General features: G+C 69.1%; 19 protein-coding genes. 11 read left to right on the top strand and 8 right to left on the bottom strand.

The genetic code is table 11. The annotated features are described in order from the left end of the window. The first annotated feature begins 43 nt into the window (after positions 1-43). The 3 genes from ACWA14_RS01210 to ACWA14_RS01220 all read left to right on the top strand — a co-directional run bounded on the left by ACWA14_RS01210 (position 44) and on the right by ACWA14_RS01220 (position 2,985). On the top strand, positions 44-448 hold the full coding sequence (locus tag ACWA14_RS01210) for an ArsR/SmtB family transcription factor (RefSeq protein ID WP_463795623.1): 405 nt from the start codon (positions 44-46) through the stop codon (positions 446-448). A gap of 1 nt (position 449) precedes the next feature. Next, positions 450-1,427, top strand: a complete 978-nt coding sequence (locus ACWA14_RS01215; protein WP_463795624.1) for an SRPBCC family protein — start codon at positions 450-452, stop codon at positions 1,425-1,427. 199 nt (positions 1,428-1,626) lie between these two features. Then, a complete protein-coding gene (locus ACWA14_RS01220) occupies positions 1,627-2,985 on the top strand; it encodes a flavin monoamine oxidase family protein (protein ID WP_463795625.1) in 1,359 nt (452 codons plus the stop codon). 52 nt (positions 2,986-3,037) lie between these two features. On the opposite strand, the gene ACWA14_RS01225 is transcribed toward ACWA14_RS01220, so the two are convergent. The 3 genes from ACWA14_RS01225 to ACWA14_RS01235 all read right to left on the bottom strand — a co-directional run bounded on the left by ACWA14_RS01225 (position 3,038) and on the right by ACWA14_RS01235 (position 5,058). Next, the gene (locus ACWA14_RS01225) at positions 3,038-3,829 is read right to left on the bottom strand and encodes a Pr6Pr family membrane protein (protein WP_463795626.1); all 792 of its coding nucleotides are present in this window, start codon (positions 3,827-3,829) and stop codon (positions 3,038-3,040) included. An 82-nt stretch (positions 3,830-3,911) separates the two neighbouring features. After that, positions 3,912-4,301 (bottom strand): DoxX family protein, encoded by a 390-nt coding sequence (locus ACWA14_RS01230; RefSeq protein WP_463795627.1) that lies wholly within the window; start codon positions 4,299-4,301, stop codon positions 3,912-3,914. A gap of 19 nt (positions 4,302-4,320) precedes the next feature. Then, positions 4,321-5,058: a ribonuclease H family protein gene (locus tag ACWA14_RS01235; protein WP_463795628.1), complete on the bottom strand. Its 738-nt coding sequence runs from the start codon at positions 5,056-5,058 to the stop codon at positions 4,321-4,323. 106 nt (positions 5,059-5,164) lie between these two features. Between ACWA14_RS01235 and ACWA14_RS01240 the strand changes: the two genes are divergently transcribed. Next, the gene (locus ACWA14_RS01240; RefSeq protein WP_463795629.1) at positions 5,165-6,244 is read left to right on the top strand and encodes a mechanosensitive ion channel family protein; all 1,080 of its coding nucleotides are present in this window, start codon (positions 5,165-5,167) and stop codon (positions 6,242-6,244) included. A gap of 1 nt (position 6,245) precedes the next feature. Here ACWA14_RS01240 and ACWA14_RS01245 read toward each other — a convergent pair whose 3' ends face one another. The 4 genes from ACWA14_RS01245 to ACWA14_RS01260 form a co-directional block, all read right to left on the bottom strand. Beyond that, the gene (locus ACWA14_RS01245) at positions 6,246-6,512 is read right to left on the bottom strand and encodes a hypothetical protein (RefSeq protein WP_463795630.1); all 267 of its coding nucleotides are present in this window, start codon (positions 6,510-6,512) and stop codon (positions 6,246-6,248) included. A 32-nt stretch (positions 6,513-6,544) separates the two neighbouring features. Then, the gene (locus tag ACWA14_RS01250) at positions 6,545-6,883 is read right to left on the bottom strand and encodes a protealysin inhibitor emfourin (protein ID WP_463795631.1); all 339 of its coding nucleotides are present in this window, start codon (positions 6,881-6,883) and stop codon (positions 6,545-6,547) included. After that, positions 6,858-7,925, bottom strand: a complete 1,068-nt coding sequence (locus ACWA14_RS01255) for a M4 family metallopeptidase (RefSeq protein ID WP_463795632.1) — start codon at positions 7,923-7,925, stop codon at positions 6,858-6,860. The genes ACWA14_RS01250 and ACWA14_RS01255 overlap by 26 nt, the downstream gene beginning before the upstream one ends. 79 nt (positions 7,926-8,004) lie before the next feature. Beyond that, positions 8,005-8,448, bottom strand: coding sequence for a hypothetical protein (locus ACWA14_RS01260; RefSeq protein WP_463795633.1), 444 nt, complete (start codon positions 8,446-8,448; stop codon positions 8,005-8,007). 163 nt (positions 8,449-8,611) lie between these two features. Here ACWA14_RS01260 and ACWA14_RS01265 point away from each other — a divergent pair, with 163 nt between their 5' ends. The 7 genes from ACWA14_RS01265 (at position 8,612) to ACWA14_RS01295 (ending at position 16,650) form a co-directional block, all read left to right on the top strand. Then, positions 8,612-9,925 carry an ABC transporter substrate-binding protein gene (locus tag ACWA14_RS01265; RefSeq protein ID WP_463795634.1) on the top strand — a complete coding sequence of 438 codons (1,314 nt, stop codon included), beginning with the start codon at positions 8,612-8,614 and terminating at the stop codon, positions 9,923-9,925. A gap of 5 nt (positions 9,926-9,930) precedes the next feature. Further along, a complete protein-coding gene (locus tag ACWA14_RS01270) occupies positions 9,931-10,893 on the top strand; it encodes a carbohydrate ABC transporter permease (protein ID WP_463795635.1) in 963 nt (320 codons plus the stop codon). Further along, positions 10,890-11,834 (top strand): carbohydrate ABC transporter permease, encoded by a 945-nt coding sequence (locus ACWA14_RS01275; RefSeq protein WP_463795636.1) that lies wholly within the window; start codon positions 10,890-10,892, stop codon positions 11,832-11,834. Before ACWA14_RS01270 ends, ACWA14_RS01275 begins: the two co-directional genes overlap by 4 nt. Next, positions 11,834-13,468 carry an amylo-alpha-1,6-glucosidase gene (locus ACWA14_RS01280; RefSeq protein ID WP_463795637.1) on the top strand — a complete coding sequence of 545 codons (1,635 nt, stop codon included), beginning with the start codon at positions 11,834-11,836 and terminating at the stop codon, positions 13,466-13,468. The genes ACWA14_RS01275 and ACWA14_RS01280 overlap by 1 nt, the downstream gene beginning before the upstream one ends. 79 nt (positions 13,469-13,547) lie before the next feature. Continuing rightward, complete coding sequence (locus ACWA14_RS01285) at positions 13,548-14,861, top strand: ABC transporter substrate-binding protein (protein WP_463795638.1); 1,314 nt, start codon at positions 13,548-13,550, stop codon at positions 14,859-14,861. A 2-nt stretch (positions 14,862-14,863) separates the two neighbouring features. Continuing rightward, positions 14,864-15,757 (top strand): carbohydrate ABC transporter permease, encoded by an 894-nt coding sequence (locus tag ACWA14_RS01290; RefSeq protein ID WP_463795639.1) that lies wholly within the window; start codon positions 14,864-14,866, stop codon positions 15,755-15,757. Beyond that, positions 15,754-16,650: a carbohydrate ABC transporter permease gene (locus tag ACWA14_RS01295; RefSeq protein WP_463795640.1), complete on the top strand. Its 897-nt coding sequence runs from the start codon at positions 15,754-15,756 to the stop codon at positions 16,648-16,650. Before ACWA14_RS01290 ends, ACWA14_RS01295 begins: the two co-directional genes overlap by 4 nt. 17 nt (positions 16,651-16,667) lie before the next feature. Here the strand turns inward: ACWA14_RS01295 and ACWA14_RS01300 are convergent, their stop codons facing one another. After that, positions 16,668-17,324: a GntR family transcriptional regulator gene (locus ACWA14_RS01300; RefSeq protein ID WP_463795641.1), complete on the bottom strand. Its 657-nt coding sequence runs from the start codon at positions 17,322-17,324 to the stop codon at positions 16,668-16,670. Positions 17,325-17,457: the final 133 nt, after the last annotated feature.

The following is a 17,457-nucleotide window of genomic DNA, read 5'->3' on the forward strand; positions in this document are numbered from 1 at the left end:
GATCTCTTGACACCGCCTCCGCGCAGGTCTAACGTACAACCAAATGGTTGCACAAAGAGAACTGAGCGAAGCGGAGGTCGACCGTGTGTTCCACGCACTGGCGACGTCGACCCGGCGCGACATCCTGCGCCGGACGATCGAGCGGGAGCAGTCCGTCTCGACCCTCGCCTCGGAATACGAGATGTCGTTCGCCGCGGTGCAGAAGCACGTGTCCGTGCTCGAGGCCGCGAACCTCATCGTCAAGCGCGCCGAGGGACGCGAGCGGCTCGTCCGCGCGAACCCCGAGATGATCGCCCGCGCCAGGGCGCTCCTCGCCCGATACGAAGAACTGTGGCGGTCGCGCATCGCCCGGCTCGACGACCTGCTGGCCGAACCCGCAGGCCGAGAAGACACCGGCACCGCCACCGATACCGGCACCACCACCGCACGAACCGACGAGGGAGTCTGACATGCCTGTCACCGAAGTGACCACCGACGCCGAGAACCTGACCATGACCGTGGTCGCCGATCTCGCCGCCCCCCGCGAACGGGTCTGGGCCGCCTACAGCGATCCGCGTCAGCTCGAGCGCTTCTGGGGACCTCCCGGATGGCCCGCGACTTTCACCTCCTGGGACCACACGGTCGGCGGTCGCGCGCTGTACACGATGCACGGTCCGCGGGGCGAGACGGCGTCGGGGGCGTGGGAGTTCCTGTCGATCGACGAGCCCTCGGGCTTCGACGTGATCGACTCGTTCGTCGATGAGGACGGCGCTCCGGTCCCAGGGCTGCCGGCGATGCGGATGACCTTCCGCTTCGAGTCGACCGCAGACGGCACCCGCATGGTCACCACGAGCTACTTCGACTCGGCCGAGGCGCTCGAGCAGCTCGTCGCGATGGGCGCCGTCGAGGGCACCACGATGGCCATGACCCAGCTCGACGCCGTGCTGCAGGACCTCCGCGACTACGCGCAGGGCAAGGGCACGCAGGTCGAACTGCTCGACGACGTGCACGTGCGCATCACCCGTCTCGTCGAGGGGCCGCGCGACCTGGTCTGGCGCGCGCACAACGACCCCGAGCTCATGAAGCAGTGGCTGCTCGGGCCCGACGGATGGGAGATGACGGAGTGCGTCGTCGCCACCGAGGTCGGCCAGACGTACCGCAACGCCTGGGCACCCGTCGGCGACACCGAGGGCCAGCCGTTCGGCTTCGAGGGAGAGGCCCTGGTCATCGACGCCCCGCGCCGCTCGGTCCAGACCGAGCGGATGGTCGGGATGCCGGTCGAGACGCTCAACGACCTCAACCTGTACGAGGAGGACGGCGCGACCCTCATCACGCTCTACATCGAGTACCCCGACAAGGAGACGCGCGACATGATCCTCGCCACCGGCATGGCCGACGGCATGGAGACCTCGTACTCCCGCATGGAGCGCGAACTGCTCGCCGTCTGACCCCTGCGACGCGCCGGCGACGGCACGTCGGCGTTCACGATTCCGTCAGAACCGGCCGATCCCCGGCGGATCGGCCGGTTTTCGCGTGGTCGGGGCCCGTTCGTCCTGAATTGTGAACGGGCGGCGTCCCGGCCGGACGACGCCGGACCCGGCGCGCGGGCACGCACCCCGCCGCGCGGCGGGATACAGTGGCGGGACGATGAGGATCACTCGCCGCACTCTGCTTCTGGGCGCCGGCGCCGGGGCTGTCTCGGTGCTGCTCGCGTCCTGCACCCCCGAGCCGACGCCGGGGCCGTCGCCCACCCCCACGCCGACGCGCACCCCCGAGCCCGAAGGCGGCGTGCCCGTCCCCGCGGCCCATGCGCGCAGCACATGGGGCAGCGACGCCTTCTCCCGAGGCGCGGCGAGCTTCACCCCCGTCGGCGTGATCGCCGGCACCCGGACGACTCTGGCCAGCCCCGTGAACGACCGGGTGTTCTTCGCCGGAGAGGCCACCGACGAAGACGCCCCGGGCACCATGCGCGGCGCGATCCGCTCGGGTGAGCGCGTGGCCTCCGACCTTCGCGAGCAGGCCGACCGCGGGGAACGGGTCGCGGTCATCGGTGCCGGGCTCGCCGGAGCGACCGCCGCCGCACGTCTGGTCGAGCAGGGCATGGAGGTCACGGTCTTCGAAGCACGCGATCGCGTGGGCGGACGCGTGCACTCGGCCGCGGGCGATGACTGGCCGATGCCGGTGCAGCTCGGCGCCTGGCTGTTCGGCGAGGCCGACAGCGAGCTGATCGATCGGCTGAGCGGAAGCGACGTCGGCGTGGTCGACCTGTCCGGAGCGCAGTGGCTCTCGGCGGAGGGCGAGATCGACGCCGTGAGCGAGGAGCCGCTGCAAGCCGCGATCACCACGGCCCAGGCGGGCGTCGAAGACGTCTCTCTCACGGCTGCGCTGACGGCGGCCGGCGCCGACCCCACGGATCCGGCGACGGCTGCGCTGCTCGCACTGCTCACGAGCCGCGTCGGCGCGGATGCCGATCAGCTCTCCAGCTGGTTCCCGCCCGCCCTCCAGCCGGGGGCGCAGAAGGCGGCGCGCGACAGCCTCATCCCCTTCATCGAGCAGGCGCTCGACGGCGTGAAGGTCGGCCTCTCCTCTCCGGTCAGCGGTCTGGCGCACGACGACACGGGCGTCAGCCTGCGGCTCGGCACCGGCGAGGCGCTGTCGTTCGATCGCGTGGTCGTCACCGTGCCGCTCGGCGTGCTCCAGCAGCAGGGCATCGAGTTCGAACCGGCCCTGCCGTTCGCCAACCGGGGCGCCATCGCGGCCCTCGGGATGGGCGCGATCGAGACGATCTGGCTGCGCTTCGACGAGGAGTTCGGCGATCCGGATGCCGCGCTCTGGCACACGGTCGGCGGGGATGCGCTGATCCGCACGTGGGTGAATCTGCGACCGGCCACCGGCGAGAACATCCTGGTCGGCATCGTCGGAGGAACGGCGGCCGAGGAGTTCGCCGCGCTCGACGACGCCGATGCGCTCGACGCGGCGCTCGCGTCGCTTCGCGTCTACGCCTGAGCCCCGCGCTGTTTTCGGGCCGCGCGCTCGCGGCCCCGCGCTCGCACGGCGGTCAGGCCCGGGTGGCCCCGACTGCCGACCGTCCGCGGCGCGGGACGCCGTCAGCCTCCGCGTCCGCACGGTCGTCGGCAGCTGCGCCGTCGGCCGCGTCGCCGGTCTCCGCGCTGCCGCCCCGCCCGTCGCCCGCGGACTCCTGTGCCGGCTCCTTCGGCTGCAGCAGCTTCGGCTCCGGCAGGCGGCTGATCACCACGAGCGCCGTCGCGACGGTGGCGAACACCACCAGCGCGAGACCCGATGACAGCAGGAACTCCGCGGGTCCGCTCACCTGCCGCGGGTCGAGGAAGTAGTACGGGTACCACCCGATCAGCGGACCGCGGATCATGGTGAACGCGCCCCAGATCAGGGGATACGCCAGCGTGACGGGGATCACGCGCCACGGTACCCGGCGATGCCCCGGGGCGAGCACCCACGCGATCACGGTGCAGGCGGGCAGCCAGAAGTGCAGCACCTGATCAGACCACGGCACGTCGATGCGGATGCCGCGCAGACCCGCCTGCCATACGAGCAGCGCGAACACGAGGCCGGCCGTGATCGTCCAGGTCAGCACCAGAGCCAGCGCCACGGTGAGCCACCGCGGATCGCGGTCGCGCCGCAGCGCGAGTACCCCCGCGGCGGCGAGCAGCACCACGAAGGCGATGTTCGACTGGTTCGTCAGATACGCGAAGAAGTTCTGGCTCGCGATCGTGTTGGACGCCAGGCCCCAGGCGAGCCGGTGGATCAGCGCGACCAGGCACAGCGCGGCGGCGCTCAGGCGGAGCAGGCCGAAGACGGTACGCGTCTTCACCGCTGCGTCACCATCCCGTCCATCAACCGAGTCTACGGACGCGCGCGGACTCTGCCCGTCATCGCGCGGGGCACGGCGACGTTCAGCGGCGTCGTTCGCGCGTCGACCACAGGGCCAGCGCCACGAGTGCCGGCTGGAAGAACAGGCGCCCGAAGCGCTTCATGTCGCTGTCGAGCCCGAAGCCGTCGCGGTGGTGCATCCACTGCGCGATGTTGCCCGGGAACACGGCGACGAAGAACAGCGCCGCGATCGTGCCGACCAGGCTGCGGCGACGACGCGCGAACAGGAGGGCTGCGCCGAGTCCGACCTCGACCACGCCCGAGGCGACCACCGTGACGTCGGGATCGAGCGGCAGCGACTCGGGCACCTGCGCCTGGAACTCGTCGCGCGCGACGGTGAGGTGCGAGATTCCGGCGAACACCAGGGCGGAACCCAGGGCGACGCGGCCGATCGTGCGAGCAGGAGAGGTCATGGTGCGAGTGTACGCGCGGTCAGATGAGGCGACGGAGGGCTTCGTCCAGAGAGATGCCCTGGGCCTCGGCACGATCACGGAGCCGCGCATGCTCGTCGCCGGAGAGGGCCAGGCGCACCTCGATCGGCTCCGCGCGCGGGGCGTCGAGACCGTCGAGCAGGTCGGCCGTGTCGGCCCACAGCGGGGTGGGGCGCGTCGCCGGCGCCTCCACGGTCGCCGTCGCCGCCGTCGCGGAAGCTCCTGCCGTCGCGGATGCCGCTGCCGTCCCGGACTCGGCCGCACCAGCATCCGCTCCCCGGGTGAACCCGGGCCCGCGCTGAGGCTCCTGCTTGTTCTTGTAGGCCGTCGCTGCGGCGTTCGCGCGCTCGTCGGCGGCCTCGTTCAGATCGTCGCCCGCGTGCCCCTTGACCCAGGAGAACTCCACGGTGCGCCCGCGCATCGCCTCGTCGATCCCCTCGAGCAGGTCGCGGTTGAGCACGGGGCCGCCGTCGGACTTGCGCCAGCCGCGCCGCTTCCACCCCGGCATCCACTTGGTCACCGAGTCGATCACGTACCGGCTGTCGCACCAGATGTGCAGCTTCTCGTCGGACCCCGCCGTCGCCTTCAGCAGCTCGAGCACGGCCTGCAGCTCGCCCTGGTTGTTCGTGCCGTGCGGCGATCCGCCGGCGCCCCAGTTGTCGTCGTCGATGTACCAGGCCCAGCCGTTGGGGCCGGGATTGCCCAGCGCGGAGCCGTCTGCAGCGGCGGTGATCGTCATCCCTCCACCGTAGCCGCGGGCGCCGACGCCGCCGCACCGGCCCCCGCGCGGCAACCCGACACTCCTGCATTCGACGGGTGCACCGGGGCCGACCTAGGGTGGACGGATGTCATCCGGCTTCGAATGGGACTCCTTGCTCGGCACGATCGTGGCGATCGCGATCGCCCTGGTGTGCGCCTCGGCGGCGCTCATCCTGCTCTCGTTGATCACGAATCTGGTCGGTCGTCGCCTCGGCTGGGTGCGCGACCTGTTCCGACGCGCGCGGAACGCTCTGATCACCACCTCCATGGTGGTCGCCGTCTGGATCGCGTGCGCCGTCTCGGATCCGGCCGCGCAGGACTGGTGGCCCGCGGTCTCACGCCTCTTCCTGATCGCCACGATCATCACCGGCTCCTGGCTGCTCGCCGCCTCCGCCTCCTTCGGCTTCGAGCGGCTGATGTCCCGCGAGGAGACCCTGCTCGTCGGGCCCGAGGCGCGCCGCCGCCGCACGCAGCTGCTGGTGATCCACCGCCTCGTGCTGGTCACGATCGCGGTGCTCGCCCTCGGTGCCGTGCTGTTCACCTTCCCCGAGATGCGCGCGCTGGGCACGAGCCTTCTCGCCTCGGCCGGCATCGTCAGCATCATCGCCGGTCTCGCGGCGCAGTCGATCCTCGGCAACCTCATCGCGGGGGTGCAGGTCGCGTTCACCGATGCGATCCGCGTCGGCGATGTGGTCGTGGTCGAGGGCGAGTGGGGTCGGGTCGGCGAGATCAACCTGTCCTACGTGGTCGTCTACATCTGGGACGAGCGGCGACTGGTCGTGCCGTGCAGCTACTTCACCACCACACCGATCGAGACGTGGACGCGGCGCTCCGACAAGATCCTCGGCGTCGTGTTCATGGACCTCGACTGGCGTGTGCCGATGGACGCGCTGCGCGCCGAGTTCCAGCGCATCGTCGAGGCATCGCCGGCGTGGGACGGCCGCTCGTCGAGCGCCCTGGTGACCGATGCGCAGGGCGGCTTCGTCACGGTCCGCTTCGTCATGTCGTCGAAGGACTCGGACGACCAGTGGACGCTGCGCTGCGAGGTGCGCGAGAAGATGATGGCCTGGCTGCAGCGCGAGCACCCGGAAGCGCTGCCGCGCACGCGCGTCGACCTCGGGTCGGGGCACAGCGCCGGCGCGGACGGCGCCGGACCGCCCCGCTGAGTCAGGCCTCGGGCCGGTCTCCGGGCTCGGAGTCCGCGTCCGTCTCCGGGTCGGCGTCCGGCTCGCGGTCCTCGGTCGCCGAGGCGGCGGGCGCCGGCGGGGCGACGGGGAACACGATCGAGCTCACCGAGCCGCCGAAGTCGATGCTCATCGGGTCGACCGCGGGTGCGGTGTCGAGCACATCGGCCCCGGTCTGCTCGAGGGGCTCGGAGGGCAGGCCCGCCCACTGGTTCTCTTCGTCTTCCGGGCGATGCTGAAACAGTCCCATGCGACCATTGTCGCCCCGTGCGCGGCGACGGGCTACTCCGTCGCGCGACCGGCGCGGTGATCGCGTGACCGCGGGGCATCCCGAACCGCCTGCACGAGCGTCAGCCACGGCCCGGCCAGAGCGGAATCCGGCAGTTCGCGTTCGCGTCGCTCCGAGGGCGTGCGGGCGCGGATGCTCCAGACGTACCGGTCGGCGCCGGTGGCGGCATCCGCATCGGCATCCCACGGGCAACGCTCGATCAGCGTGATCCACTCGGAGGCCGCGGCCGGTTCGGCCTCGACCTGCCACTCCCGGCGGACACCCGCGATGCCTCCCGAGCGCACCACCGCGACGACGACGTGGTCGTCAGTCGGCCGAGGGGACTCGCTCATCCTCATAGACTCCCACGGTCGTCCACGCGCGTCGAGCGGCTGTGGCGGTGGCCTGGTCGATCTCGCCGGCCGCGGCGACCGTCGCCTCCGCGAACTCGCGGAAGGTGGCCGTGCTCGAGAGTCCGCCGGTGAGGACCCGGTACCAGACGGTGCCCGCGGTCTCCCAGGCGTTGCCGCCCAGGTGGAGCGCGAAGACCGCGAACGCCCGGTTCGGGATGCCGGAGTTGATGTGCACCCCGCCGTTGTCCTCCGTGGTGCGCACGAAGTCGCTCATGTGGGCGGGCTGCGGGTCTTTGCCGAGCTCGTCGTCGTCGTACGCCGTGCCGGGCGCGATCATCGAGCGCAGCGCCGCGCCCTGGACGGCATCCGTGAAGATCTCCGCACCGATCAGCCACGAGGCCTGGTCGGCCGTCTGGCCCAGGGCGTACTGCTCGGTCAGGGCGCCGAACACATCGGCGATCGACTCGTTCAGCGCGCCGGGCTGCCCCTGGTACTCGAGGTTCGCGGTGTGCTGCACGACGCCGTGCGCCAGCTCGTGCCCGATCACGGTGGTGGAGGAGGTGAAGCCCTGGAACACCTCGCCGTCGCCGTCGCCGAACACCATGCGCTCGCCGTCCCAGAAGGCGTTGTCGTAGTCGACGCCGTAGTGCACGGTGGCGTCGAGAGGAGCGCCGGCGTCGTCGAGGGAATTGCGGCCGAACGCGCTGAGCAGCAGCTCGAAGGTCGCCCCGAGTCCGTCGAAGGCCTGGTTCACCGCCGGGTCGGCGACGGGGTCGTCGTCTTCCGTGCGCACCACGGCGCCCGGCAGGGTCTGTGTGTTGCCGGCGTCGCTGATCGTGCGGTGCGGGGCGTCGGAGAGCTGCGCCACGAGGTCGCCGTTCTCGTCGATCGACAGGTCGAGGCGGGCACGGAACGGCGGGCGTCCCGCGGTGAGGGTCTGTCGCGCGGCGGCTGCGGCCTTCGGGAAACGACCCGATTCGGCCAGGCGCGCGAGCAGATACGAGGGGACGACTCCGCGGGATGCTCCGAATGCGCTGCTCATGCTGAGACCCTACGCCGGGGTGGCGACGTTCGAGCGGTCTCGCCCGCGTTCCGGGGAACTTCTCCGCTCGACGCCTCGGTCAGTCGCGCCCGATGCTCAGAACGGTCGTACGCAGTCCGCCGGACTCGTACTGCACGGGCATGCCCGGGTGGTCGATCGAGAACCAGAAGATGCCGTCGTCGGTGTCGTACCGGCGGCAGGTGAGCGCGCCGAGCGGTGTCGACAGGCTGACAGTCGACACGCTCGTGGTGCCGGCGTCGAAGGCGGCATGGCCCTGCAGCTCGGCCCAGGTCACCCGGTTCGAGACGATGGCCTTGGGGTCCTCCGCGGCCCAGCGATCGAGGGTCGCTCCCTCGTCATCGGTGTCGTGGAAGCGGTTGACGTGCTCGGCGATCGGGCCGTCCGCGCCTTCCAGCAGAAGCCGGATCACGGTGCCTGTTCCGGTGGCGTCGCGGATCTCGGCGGCGGTGAACGGCGTCGGCAGGAGTCCGGGGCCGAGCAGGTGCGGATCGGAATCGGTCATGCATCCAGTCTGCGCCACGGGTGACCGGCACGTCACGGGATGGTCTCGATGGGGCGATCCCGGACCGGTGATCCTTGACAGGATTGCGTTCTGTATACAGAATACCAGTACGCCCGAAGGGGTGATCCCACCTAGATCTTCCAATGATGAAAGAGGTAGCGAGATGGCACGTGCGAACGTGACGCGGTATCTGGCACTGGGTGCCGCCGGCGCTCTGGCACTCGGACTCGCCGCGTGCAGCGGTGGGGGTGGAGGAGGCGGAGGGGGTGTCGATGCCGACGGCAAGGCCACGGTCGTCTGGTCCACCTGGGGCACGGCCGACGAGCTCACCCGCTACGAGGAGTTCAACAAGGACTTCATGAAGCGCCACCCCGACATCACCGTCAAGCTGCAGCCCGTCGCCGACTACGGCGACTACCACTCCAAGCTGCTCGCGCAGCTCACCAGCAACACCGCGCCCGACGTGTTCTACGTCGGTGACGACAAGATCGGTCAGTTCGTCGACTCGAAGCGCCTGATGCCGCTCAGCGAGCTGATGGACTCGAAGGACAGCAAGACCAAGAAGGACGACTTCTTCCCCGGTCTCTTCGGCGCCGCCGAGAACGACGGAGAGGTCTACGCTGCGCCGAACGACTCCAACCCCGACGTGTTCTGGTACGACAAGCAGGCGCTGGCGACCGCCGGGATCACCGAGGACCCCGCGACCCTGGCCGCGAACGGCGAGTGGACCACCGACAAGTTCCTGGAGATGAACAGGAAGCTCCACGACGCGGGTCTCACCGGCACCATGTACTGGAACTACTGGGCGACGCACTGGAGCTGGTTCTCGTCGCAGGGCCTCGATGCTCCCTATGACGATTCCGGAGCCTTCGTCGCGAACAAGGATGCCGACACCGTCGAGTCGGTGCAGCAGCTCGGCGACCTGTTCGAGGACGGCACCTTCGTCGTCGCCGACACGCTCCCTGACGGTGCCGGCGCCGACAGTGTGTTCGTCACGCACAAGGCCGGCTTCTTCGTGCAGGGCCGCTACACGATCGGCACGGTCGATGCGACGGGCGAGCAAGACAGCTACGACATCGTGCAGTGGCCGACCCCCGACGGCGAAGCCGCTCCCACGGGTGTGGCGACCAGCTTCCTCGCGATCAACGGCAAGACCAAGGTGAAGGACGCGGCCTTCACGTTCTGGACCGAATTCCTCTCCGCCGAGGGGCAGACCTTCCGTCTGCAGGGCGGCGGCAACGCGGTCCCATCGATCAAGGGCGCCGACGAGGTCGTGCTCGAGGGCGACTATCCCGCACACGCCCAGACCTTCCTCGACATGCGCGACATCGGCTTCGAGGACTACCCCGCCGAGGCGCGCGTGCCCGGCCTGCCGACCGCCATCGCCGACGAGTTCCTGAAGCTGTACCAGGGCAAGGCTGACGCGCAGGAGACGCTCGACACCATCGCCGACGTGGTCAAGGAACGGTCGGAGTAGAACGAGTGAGCACTCTCACCGAGAACGGGCGGATGCCGCAGGTCACCCCTGCGGCATCCGCCCCGACCCTGCGCACGGAGGCGCTCTGGCGTCGCCGGGACCGGCTGTGGGGGTACGTCTTCGTCGGCCCTCAGATGATCGGCATGGGGCTGTTCGTCGTGCTGCCGTTCGCCGCCAGCCTGGTGCTCGCTTTCGCGGACTGGGATGGTCTGACCGACCTCACCTGGGTGGGTTTCGCCAACTTCGCCGATCAGCTGACCGACCCGCTCCTCGGTCGCGCGATCCTCAACACGCTCATCATCGCGATCGTCACGGTGCCGATCGGCCTCGGGCTCTCGGTGATCGTCGCCGTCGCGCTCGAGAAGCTCAAGACGCGCACGCTCTACCTGATCCTCTTCTTCGCCCCGGTGGTGACCTCCACGGTCGCGGTGGCGATGATCTGGCAGCAGATGTTCCGCTCCGACGGACTGCTGTCCACGACGATCTCGAAGGTCTTCGGGGTCACCCCGCCCGATTGGCTGCAGGACCCGAAGCTCGCCCTCCTCGCCGTCTGCATCGTCACCATCTGGTCGTCGATGGGCCTCAACGTCGTGATCTTCCTCGCCGGGCTGCAGAACATCTCCCCCTCGGTGATCGAGGCCGCCCGCATCGACGGCGCAGGGCCCTGGAGGCTGTTCACGAGCATCCGCCTGCCGCTGCTCTCCCCGATCGTGTTCTTCTCGTCGGTGGTCGCCTTCATCTCCTCCCTGCAGACGTTCGACACGGTCTACGTGCTGGTGCAGGACGCTGGCCCCGACAACGCGACGCGCACCATCGTCTACCACATCTTCGATCTGGGCTTCGGGCGCTTCGAGTTCGGTCCGTCGAGTGCCGCGAGCATCATCCTGCTGCTGCTGACGCTCGTCATCACCGCGGTGCAGTTCGGCGCGCAGAAGAAGTTCGTCCACTACGAGGATGACCCCGCATGAGCATTCAGACTCCTCCGCTGACCGGCCCCGCTCCGGCGACCGACTCCACCATCGCCATCACCGCGCCCGGATACCGCTCGCGCGGGCGTGGCGGCCCCTCCGTCGATCGCGCGCGTCGCCGGTTCGGTTCGACCCTGCTGCACGTGGTGCTCGTGATGGCAGGGATCGGAATGGTGTTCCCATTCGTCTGGATGCTGCTGACCTCGTTCAAGACCCTGCCGCAGCTGCTGAAGAACCCGCTGCAGTTCCTCCCTGATCCCTGGACTTTCGAGAACTACACGCAGGCCTGGAACGCGGTCCCGTTCGGTCAGGCGTACCTGAACAGCGCGTACATCGCGATCCTCGTGGTGGTCGGCACGCTGCTCACGGCGTCGATGGCGGGATATGCGTTCGCGCGGATCCGGTTCCGCGGCAGCAAGGTGCTCTTCATCGTCTTCCTCGCGACGCAGATGATCCCGAAGCAGGTGACGCTGATCCCGTTCTACCTGCTGATGTCGAACCTCGGCTGGGTCGATTCGCACCTCGCGCTGATCGTGCCCGGCATCATGGCGAACCCCTTCGCGGTGTTCCTGATGCGGCAGTTCGTGCTCGCCCTGCCGCGCGAGCTGGAAGAGGCGGCCATCGTCGACGGCGCCGGCCGCTGGCGCATCTTCTGGAGCGTCGTGCTCCCGAACCTCAAGCCCGGTCTCGCGGCGCTCAGCATCATCGTGGCGCTCGACGTCTGGAACGCCTTCCTGTTCCCGCTCGTGCTGCTGAACTCGCCCGACCTGTTCACGGTGCCGCTCCTGCTGAACGCCTTCGAGGGCCAGCAGGGATCCATCAACTACGGACTCGTGATGGCGGCTTCCGCGATCGCGACCGTGCCGATGCTGATCGTGTTCGTGATCGGTCAGCGCAAGATCCTCAACAGCATGGCCGCCTCGGGACTCGGAGGACGATGATGGCGGATGCCGCCGCTCTCGCCGGGCGCCGCCTCGACCTGGTGTCCGCGCCGTTCACGCTCCCGCGCTCGCGCGTGCTGGTGTTCCGCGCCGACGACGGCGAGGGCGTGCGCGTGCACACCTCGGAGTACGAGCGGCGGCTGTCGGACTGCCGGGTGCTGGATGCGCTGACCGTGGTCGGCGCCGAGGGTGAGGTGCTCCCGGTGACCGATGTGCATCCCGCGCGAGTGACGTTCGGCACTGCTGCCGCGACGTTGACCTTCGCCGATCCGTCGACGCTGAGCCTCGGGGGAGAGGCGGGGGCTCGGGTGCGACTGCGGCGTCCGGACGGTCATGTCGAGGAGCATCTGCTCGGCGGCGGCATCCGGCTGCGCGTCGCCGCGGATCGTGCCGTCGCGGTGGAGCGCGGAGACCACGCCGCAGCGCTCGCCGCGACCGAGGCGATCTGGGCCGACTGGTTCGCGAAGTGCCCGAGCGTGCGCGACGATCTGCAGGAGATGACGGCGTTGTGCTGGTGGGTGCTCGGCGCGAACATCGTCGAACTGCCGTCGTTGGGCGATGCCAGGGCGATCGTGCCGTCGAAGATCGGCTACGTCGGTCTCTGGCAATGGGATGCCTACTTCATCGCCGTCGGTCTGCGGCACGGCGACCCCGAGCTCGCTCGTGAGCAGCTCGATATCGCCTTCCGGTTCCCGCAGCCCGATGGGCAGCTGCCCGATGTCGTGCACGAGCTCGGAGTGCTGGCGACCAGTGACGACCTCCCCGAGAGCGACCGCGCGAACCTGCGTCGTGCCGGGTCGCAGGTCGCCGATCCGAGTGCGCCGGTGCCCCTGACCAAGCCGCCGCTCGCCGCGTGGGCGCTGCGCAAGGTGCTCGAGGTCGAGGATGCTCCCGACTATGCACGCAGGCAGCTGGCTCGCATCGTACGCTCGCAGGACTGGTGGTTCGCCGGGAGCGACCTCGACCACGACGGGATGCCCGAGTACGGGCATCCGTACTCGTCCGGGCTCGACGACAGCCCGATCTTCGACGGTCCCCTGCCGACCGCGGCTCCCGACCTCGGTGCCTACCTCGTGCAGCAGGATCGGGAGCTCGCCTCCCTGCTGCAGAAGTACGAACCGGATGCCGACGTGGCGCGGTTGCGTGCGCGGGCCGAGACCACGCAGGAGCTGCTGCTGCGCATGTGGGATCCCGAGCAGAGCCGGTTCCTCGCTTTCGGCGGCGGAGAGCCGCAGCTCAGCGACACCGTCGTCGGGTTGATGCCGCTGCTCACGGGCACGTTGCCGGCTCCGATCACCGCGGCGCTGCGCCAGGCCGTCGACGACCCCGAGCGCTTCGCCCTGCCCTGGGGACTGCCGACCGTCGCGGCCTCCGATCCCGATTTCTCGGAGGAGCGCATGTGGCGCGGGCCGGTGTGGGTCAACACGAGCATGCTCGTCGCCGAGGGGCTGGAGACGTCGGGGTATCCCGAGCGCGCGCGGGAGGTGCGTGAGCAGACCGTGGCCATGGTGATCCACGGCGGGGGCCCGCACGAGTACTTCAATCCGCAGACGGGCGAGAAGGCCCGCACCGCCACCACCGCCTTCGGCTGGTCGGCCGCGCTGTTCGTCGACCTCGCGGTGCAGCTCAGCTGACGCCGCGTAGCGGAGTGCCGTGGGGCTGTGCACGCTCCTCTTGTATTCAATATTCATCTCACGGACGAAGGAGTCAGTCATGAAGAAGAAGCTCACCGGAATCGTCGCGCTCGTGGCAGTGGGAGTCGGCCTCGCCGGATGTGCGGCCGGAGGAGTGCCCGACGGCGGATCCGGGGTCGCGCTCGACCCCGACGCGACGCTCGACGGCGAGATCACGGTCTGGTCCTGGGACGTGGGCGCCGTCGCGCTCGAGCGTCTGGCCGCCGACTTCGAGAAGGCTCACGATGGCACCACCGTGAAGGTGATCGACGTGGGATACGACAACGCGTACGACAAGATGTCGGTCGGCTTCCAGGCCGGCACCGGGCTGCCCGACGTCGTCACGATCGAGACCGATGCGGCCCCCGGCTACATCACGCAATTCACGAAGGGCATGCTCGATCTGAACCCGATCGTGGGCGACGACGAGGCCGACTTCGACCCGTTCAAGTGGTCGGCGGGCTCGGATGCCGACGGCTCGTTGCGCATCGCCCCGTGGGACTCAGGCACCGTCGCACTGTACTACCGCACCGACATCATCGAGCAGGCGGGCGTCGACATCGAGGCCGCGGAGACCTGGGACGATCTGATCGCGGTGGGCAAGGTCATCAAGGAGAAGACCGGACACACGCTGCTGTCCACCGACCTCTCCGCCGGCGGCGGCTTCCAGATGCTGCTGCAACAGCTCGGGCAGGGGTTGTTCAACGAGGCGGGAGAGATCACGCTCGACTCGCCGGAAGCCGTGCGCGTGCTCACCATGCTGAAGGAGATGAACGAGGCCGGTCTCATCAAGAACGTCACCGGATGGGACGGGCGGGTCACCTCCGCGAAGGACGGCGACTCCGCCGTGACCGCAGACGCGGTCTGGTGGATCGGCACGCTCCAGGGCGATGCCCCCGAGCTGAGCGGCGAGTACGCCGTGCTCCCGCTCCCGGTGTTCGACGAGGGCGGCGCCCGCACGTCGAACAACGGAGGATCGGGCCTCGCGGTGCCTGCGCAGGCGAAGAACCCGCAGCTGGCCGCGGCGTTCGTCGACTTCGTGCTCGCGGATGACGACAACCAGGTGTCGATGATGACGAACGAGGGTCTCTTCCCGTCGTATCTGCCCGCGCTGGAGTCGGACTACTTCTCGAAGCCGGTCGAGTACTTTGGCGGTCAGCCGGTCTACGAGACCTTCGCCGAGCTCACGGGCCAGATCCCGCCGATCGTCTACACCTCGGACAGTGCGGAGGCCTCGGACATCGTCGCCAACGCCGTCGCCGCCGCCGTGCTGAACGGCGCCGACCCCGCCACCGTGCTCGCCGATGCTGCCACGCAGCTCGCCACCTCCACCGGTCGAGAGGTCGCGGAGTAACCATGGCCTCCGCGACCTCGCCCGGGTCGGGCCGTCGACGGTTGGACCCGGGCAGGGCCGGACGCTGGTTCGTGCTGCCGGCTGCCGCCTTGCTCCTGTTCTTCTTCGCCTATCCGCTGGGTGCCTCGCTCTGGCAGAGCCTTTTCCGCACCGAGGGCGGCGTCACGAGCTTCGTCGGACTCGGCCAGTACGAGCGGCTGTTCTCCGACCCGCTGATCGCGAAGAGCCTGCTCAACGCCGGACTGATCCTCATCGTCCAGGTGCCGCTGATGATGGTGCTCGCCGTGGGTCTCGCCTACCTGCTCAACCAGTCGTGGCTGCGCTGGCGATCGGGATTCCGCCTTCTCACGTTCCTCCCGGCGGTGACCACGCTCGTCGCGTACGCGGTGGTGTTCCGGGTGTTGCTCGCCACCGACGGCGGCGCCGTGAACCAGATGCTGGGGGTTCTCGGCGTCGCCCCGATCGACTGGCTGAACAACGAGTGGTGGGCTCGGGTCTCCGTGATCGCGGCGGTGACCTGGCGCTGGACCGGCTACAACATGGTCATCATCCTCGCCGGCCTGCAGCCGATCCCCCCGGAGCTCTACGAGGCGGCCAAGGTCGACGGCGCCGGACGCTGGCAGACGTTCTGGAGCGTCGTGCTGCCGCAGCTGCGACCGGTGCTGATCTTCACGGGGATCACCTCAACGATCGGCGCCCTGCAGCTGTTCGACGAGAACTTCATCCTCACCGGCGGCGGCCCCAACGACGCCACGCTCACCCCGGTGCTCTACCTGTACAAGGTCGGGTTCCGACAGTTCGACTTCGGCTACGCATCAGCCATCGCCTGGATGCTGGTGCTGATCACCGCGATCATCGCCGTCGTGCAGTTCCGGGTCATGAGGGAGAAGCCATGACAGATCTCACCACCCGCACCCTGGTCACCTCCGGCCGCGACACCCGCAGCCTCGGCGCGGGGGAGCGCGGCGCCCGTCCGCGCATGCTGCGGCTGCCGCTCTACCTGCTGCTGATCGCCGCCTCGGTGGTGTCGATCATCCCGTTCCTGTGGATGGTCATCGCCTCCACCCATCCGAGTTCTGAGCTGTTCGGCACTCCGCTCCCGGTGCTCCCCGGCGACGCGCTGTGGGAGAACCTGGCCCGCTTGGAGGAGAGCATCGGGTTCAGCCGAGTGATGCTCAACAGCCTCCTGATCGCGGTGATCTACACGGTCTTCAGCTCGATCGTCAGCATCATGTGCGGCTATGGGCTCGCCACCTATCGGTTCCGTGGACGCGGCGTGCTGCTCGCTGTCGTGCTCGTGACGATGATGATCCCGATGCAGGTGCTGCTGGTGCCGCTGTTCCAGATCATGGCGGGCATGGGGTGGATCGACACCTATCAGGCCGTGATCCTGCCGTTCCTGGCGAACGCGTTCGGGATCTTTCTGATGCGCCAGGGCTTCCTCGACTTCCCACCGAGCCTGATCGAGGCGGCCAGGATCGACGGCGCGAGCGAGCTGCGCACGTTCTATCGGATCGTGCTGCCGGTCGCGAAGCCGCAGATTGCGGCGCTCGTGATCTACACGTTCATCAGCCAGTGGAACGCGTTCATCTGGCCGCTTCTCATGCTCAACACCGAGGCGAACTACACGGTTCCGGTCGCGCTGAACACGATGATCGGCATGAGCCGCGTCGACTACTCGGGCCTGATGCTCGGCTCACTTTTGGCCACCCTGCCCCTGCTCCTGCTGTTCCTGATCTTCCAGAAGCAGTTCGTCGCAGGTCTCCTCGGCGGCGCGGTGAAGGGGTGAGGGGATGCGGGGGCGGTCTACGCCGTGAAGTACGAGCTCGTGGAGTTGTCGAGGATGCGCTGCATGCCGTGCATCCAGTTCAGCTTGAGGGCCTCGACGGCGCCCGGGATGTCGCCGTCGGCGAGGTGGCGGGCGATCTCGACGTGCTCGGCGGCGACGCGTTCGACCTTGACGTCTTCGGGCACGAGCAGCGACTCGTATCGGTGGAACGAGCTGCGCACGTTGTCGATCACGGCCAGGAGCCGGGCGTTCGGGCAGGCCGACAGCATCACGCTGTGCCACTCGTCGTCCTTGGTGATGACGAGCTGATGCTCCACGAGCTCATCGGCGAAGGCGTCGGCCATCTCCTTGAGCCGTCCGCCGATGAGACGCAGCTCGTCGGGCGGGCTGAGCTCGATCGCGAGGCTCTCGAGCGCCGCCAGGACGGGGGCCAGATCGCGGAACTCGGAGGCGCTGAGCGGCACGAAACGGAAGCCCTTGCCGTTCTCGCTCTCGATCTGCCCCTCCGACTCGAGGGCGATGAGCGCCTCACGCAGGGGAGTGCGGCTCACGCCGAGTTCGGTGGCGAGCTGGACCTCGTTGATGCCCTCCCCGGGCTGCACGAGTCCGGCGCGCATGCGGTTCAGCAGCTCCTGCCGAACCTGCGAGCGCAGGTTCTTGCGTTCGATCGCCATGCGTCCCCTCTTCTGCCGCCTGCCCGTCAGCCTATGGGTTGACGGGCCCCGGGCGACGTCCTAGTGTGTTGTATACAGAATACAGCTGATCCGGGATTCGCAACAGTGCACCGCCGGATCAGCCGGTGACGAC

The organism is Microbacterium sp. TW_SC_2 (assembly GCF_055361165.1).

Excerpts from the sequence above, each read along its gene's own strand:
- ACWA14_RS01210 (WP_463795623.1), top strand. The coding sequence starts at position 44 with ATGGTTGCACAAAGAGAACTGAGCGAAGCGGAGGTCGACCGTGTGTTC.
- ACWA14_RS01215 (WP_463795624.1), top strand. The coding sequence starts at position 450 with ATGCCTGTCACCGAAGTGACCACCGACGCCGAGAACCTGACCATGACC.
- ACWA14_RS01220 (WP_463795625.1), top strand. The coding sequence starts at position 1,627 with ATGAGGATCACTCGCCGCACTCTGCTTCTGGGCGCCGGCGCCGGGGCT.
- ACWA14_RS01230 (WP_463795627.1), bottom strand. The coding sequence starts at position 4,301 with ATGACCTCTCCTGCTCGCACGATCGGCCGCGTCGCCCTGGGTTCCGCC.
- ACWA14_RS01235 (WP_463795628.1), bottom strand. The coding sequence starts at position 5,058 with ATGACGATCACCGCCGCTGCAGACGGCTCCGCGCTGGGCAATCCCGGC.
- ACWA14_RS01240 (WP_463795629.1), top strand. The coding sequence starts at position 5,165 with ATGTCATCCGGCTTCGAATGGGACTCCTTGCTCGGCACGATCGTGGCG.
- ACWA14_RS01245 (WP_463795630.1), bottom strand. The coding sequence starts at position 6,512 with ATGGGACTGTTTCAGCATCGCCCGGAAGACGAAGAGAACCAGTGGGCG.
- ACWA14_RS01250 (WP_463795631.1), bottom strand. The coding sequence starts at position 6,883 with ATGAGCGAGTCCCCTCGGCCGACTGACGACCACGTCGTCGTCGCGGTG.
- ACWA14_RS01255 (WP_463795632.1), bottom strand. The coding sequence starts at position 7,925 with ATGAGCAGCGCATTCGGAGCATCCCGCGGAGTCGTCCCCTCGTATCTG.
- ACWA14_RS01260 (WP_463795633.1), bottom strand. The coding sequence starts at position 8,448 with ATGACCGATTCCGATCCGCACCTGCTCGGCCCCGGACTCCTGCCGACG.
- ACWA14_RS01265 (WP_463795634.1), top strand. The coding sequence starts at position 8,612 with ATGGCACGTGCGAACGTGACGCGGTATCTGGCACTGGGTGCCGCCGGC.
- ACWA14_RS01275 (WP_463795636.1), top strand. The coding sequence starts at position 10,890 with ATGAGCATTCAGACTCCTCCGCTGACCGGCCCCGCTCCGGCGACCGAC.
- ACWA14_RS01280 (WP_463795637.1), top strand. The coding sequence starts at position 11,834 with ATGGCGGATGCCGCCGCTCTCGCCGGGCGCCGCCTCGACCTGGTGTCC.
- ACWA14_RS01285 (WP_463795638.1), top strand. The coding sequence starts at position 13,548 with ATGAAGAAGAAGCTCACCGGAATCGTCGCGCTCGTGGCAGTGGGAGTC.
- ACWA14_RS01290 (WP_463795639.1), top strand. The coding sequence starts at position 14,864 with ATGGCCTCCGCGACCTCGCCCGGGTCGGGCCGTCGACGGTTGGACCCG.
- ACWA14_RS01295 (WP_463795640.1), top strand. The coding sequence starts at position 15,754 with ATGACAGATCTCACCACCCGCACCCTGGTCACCTCCGGCCGCGACACC.
- ACWA14_RS01300 (WP_463795641.1), bottom strand. The coding sequence starts at position 17,324 with ATGGCGATCGAACGCAAGAACCTGCGCTCGCAGGTTCGGCAGGAGCTG.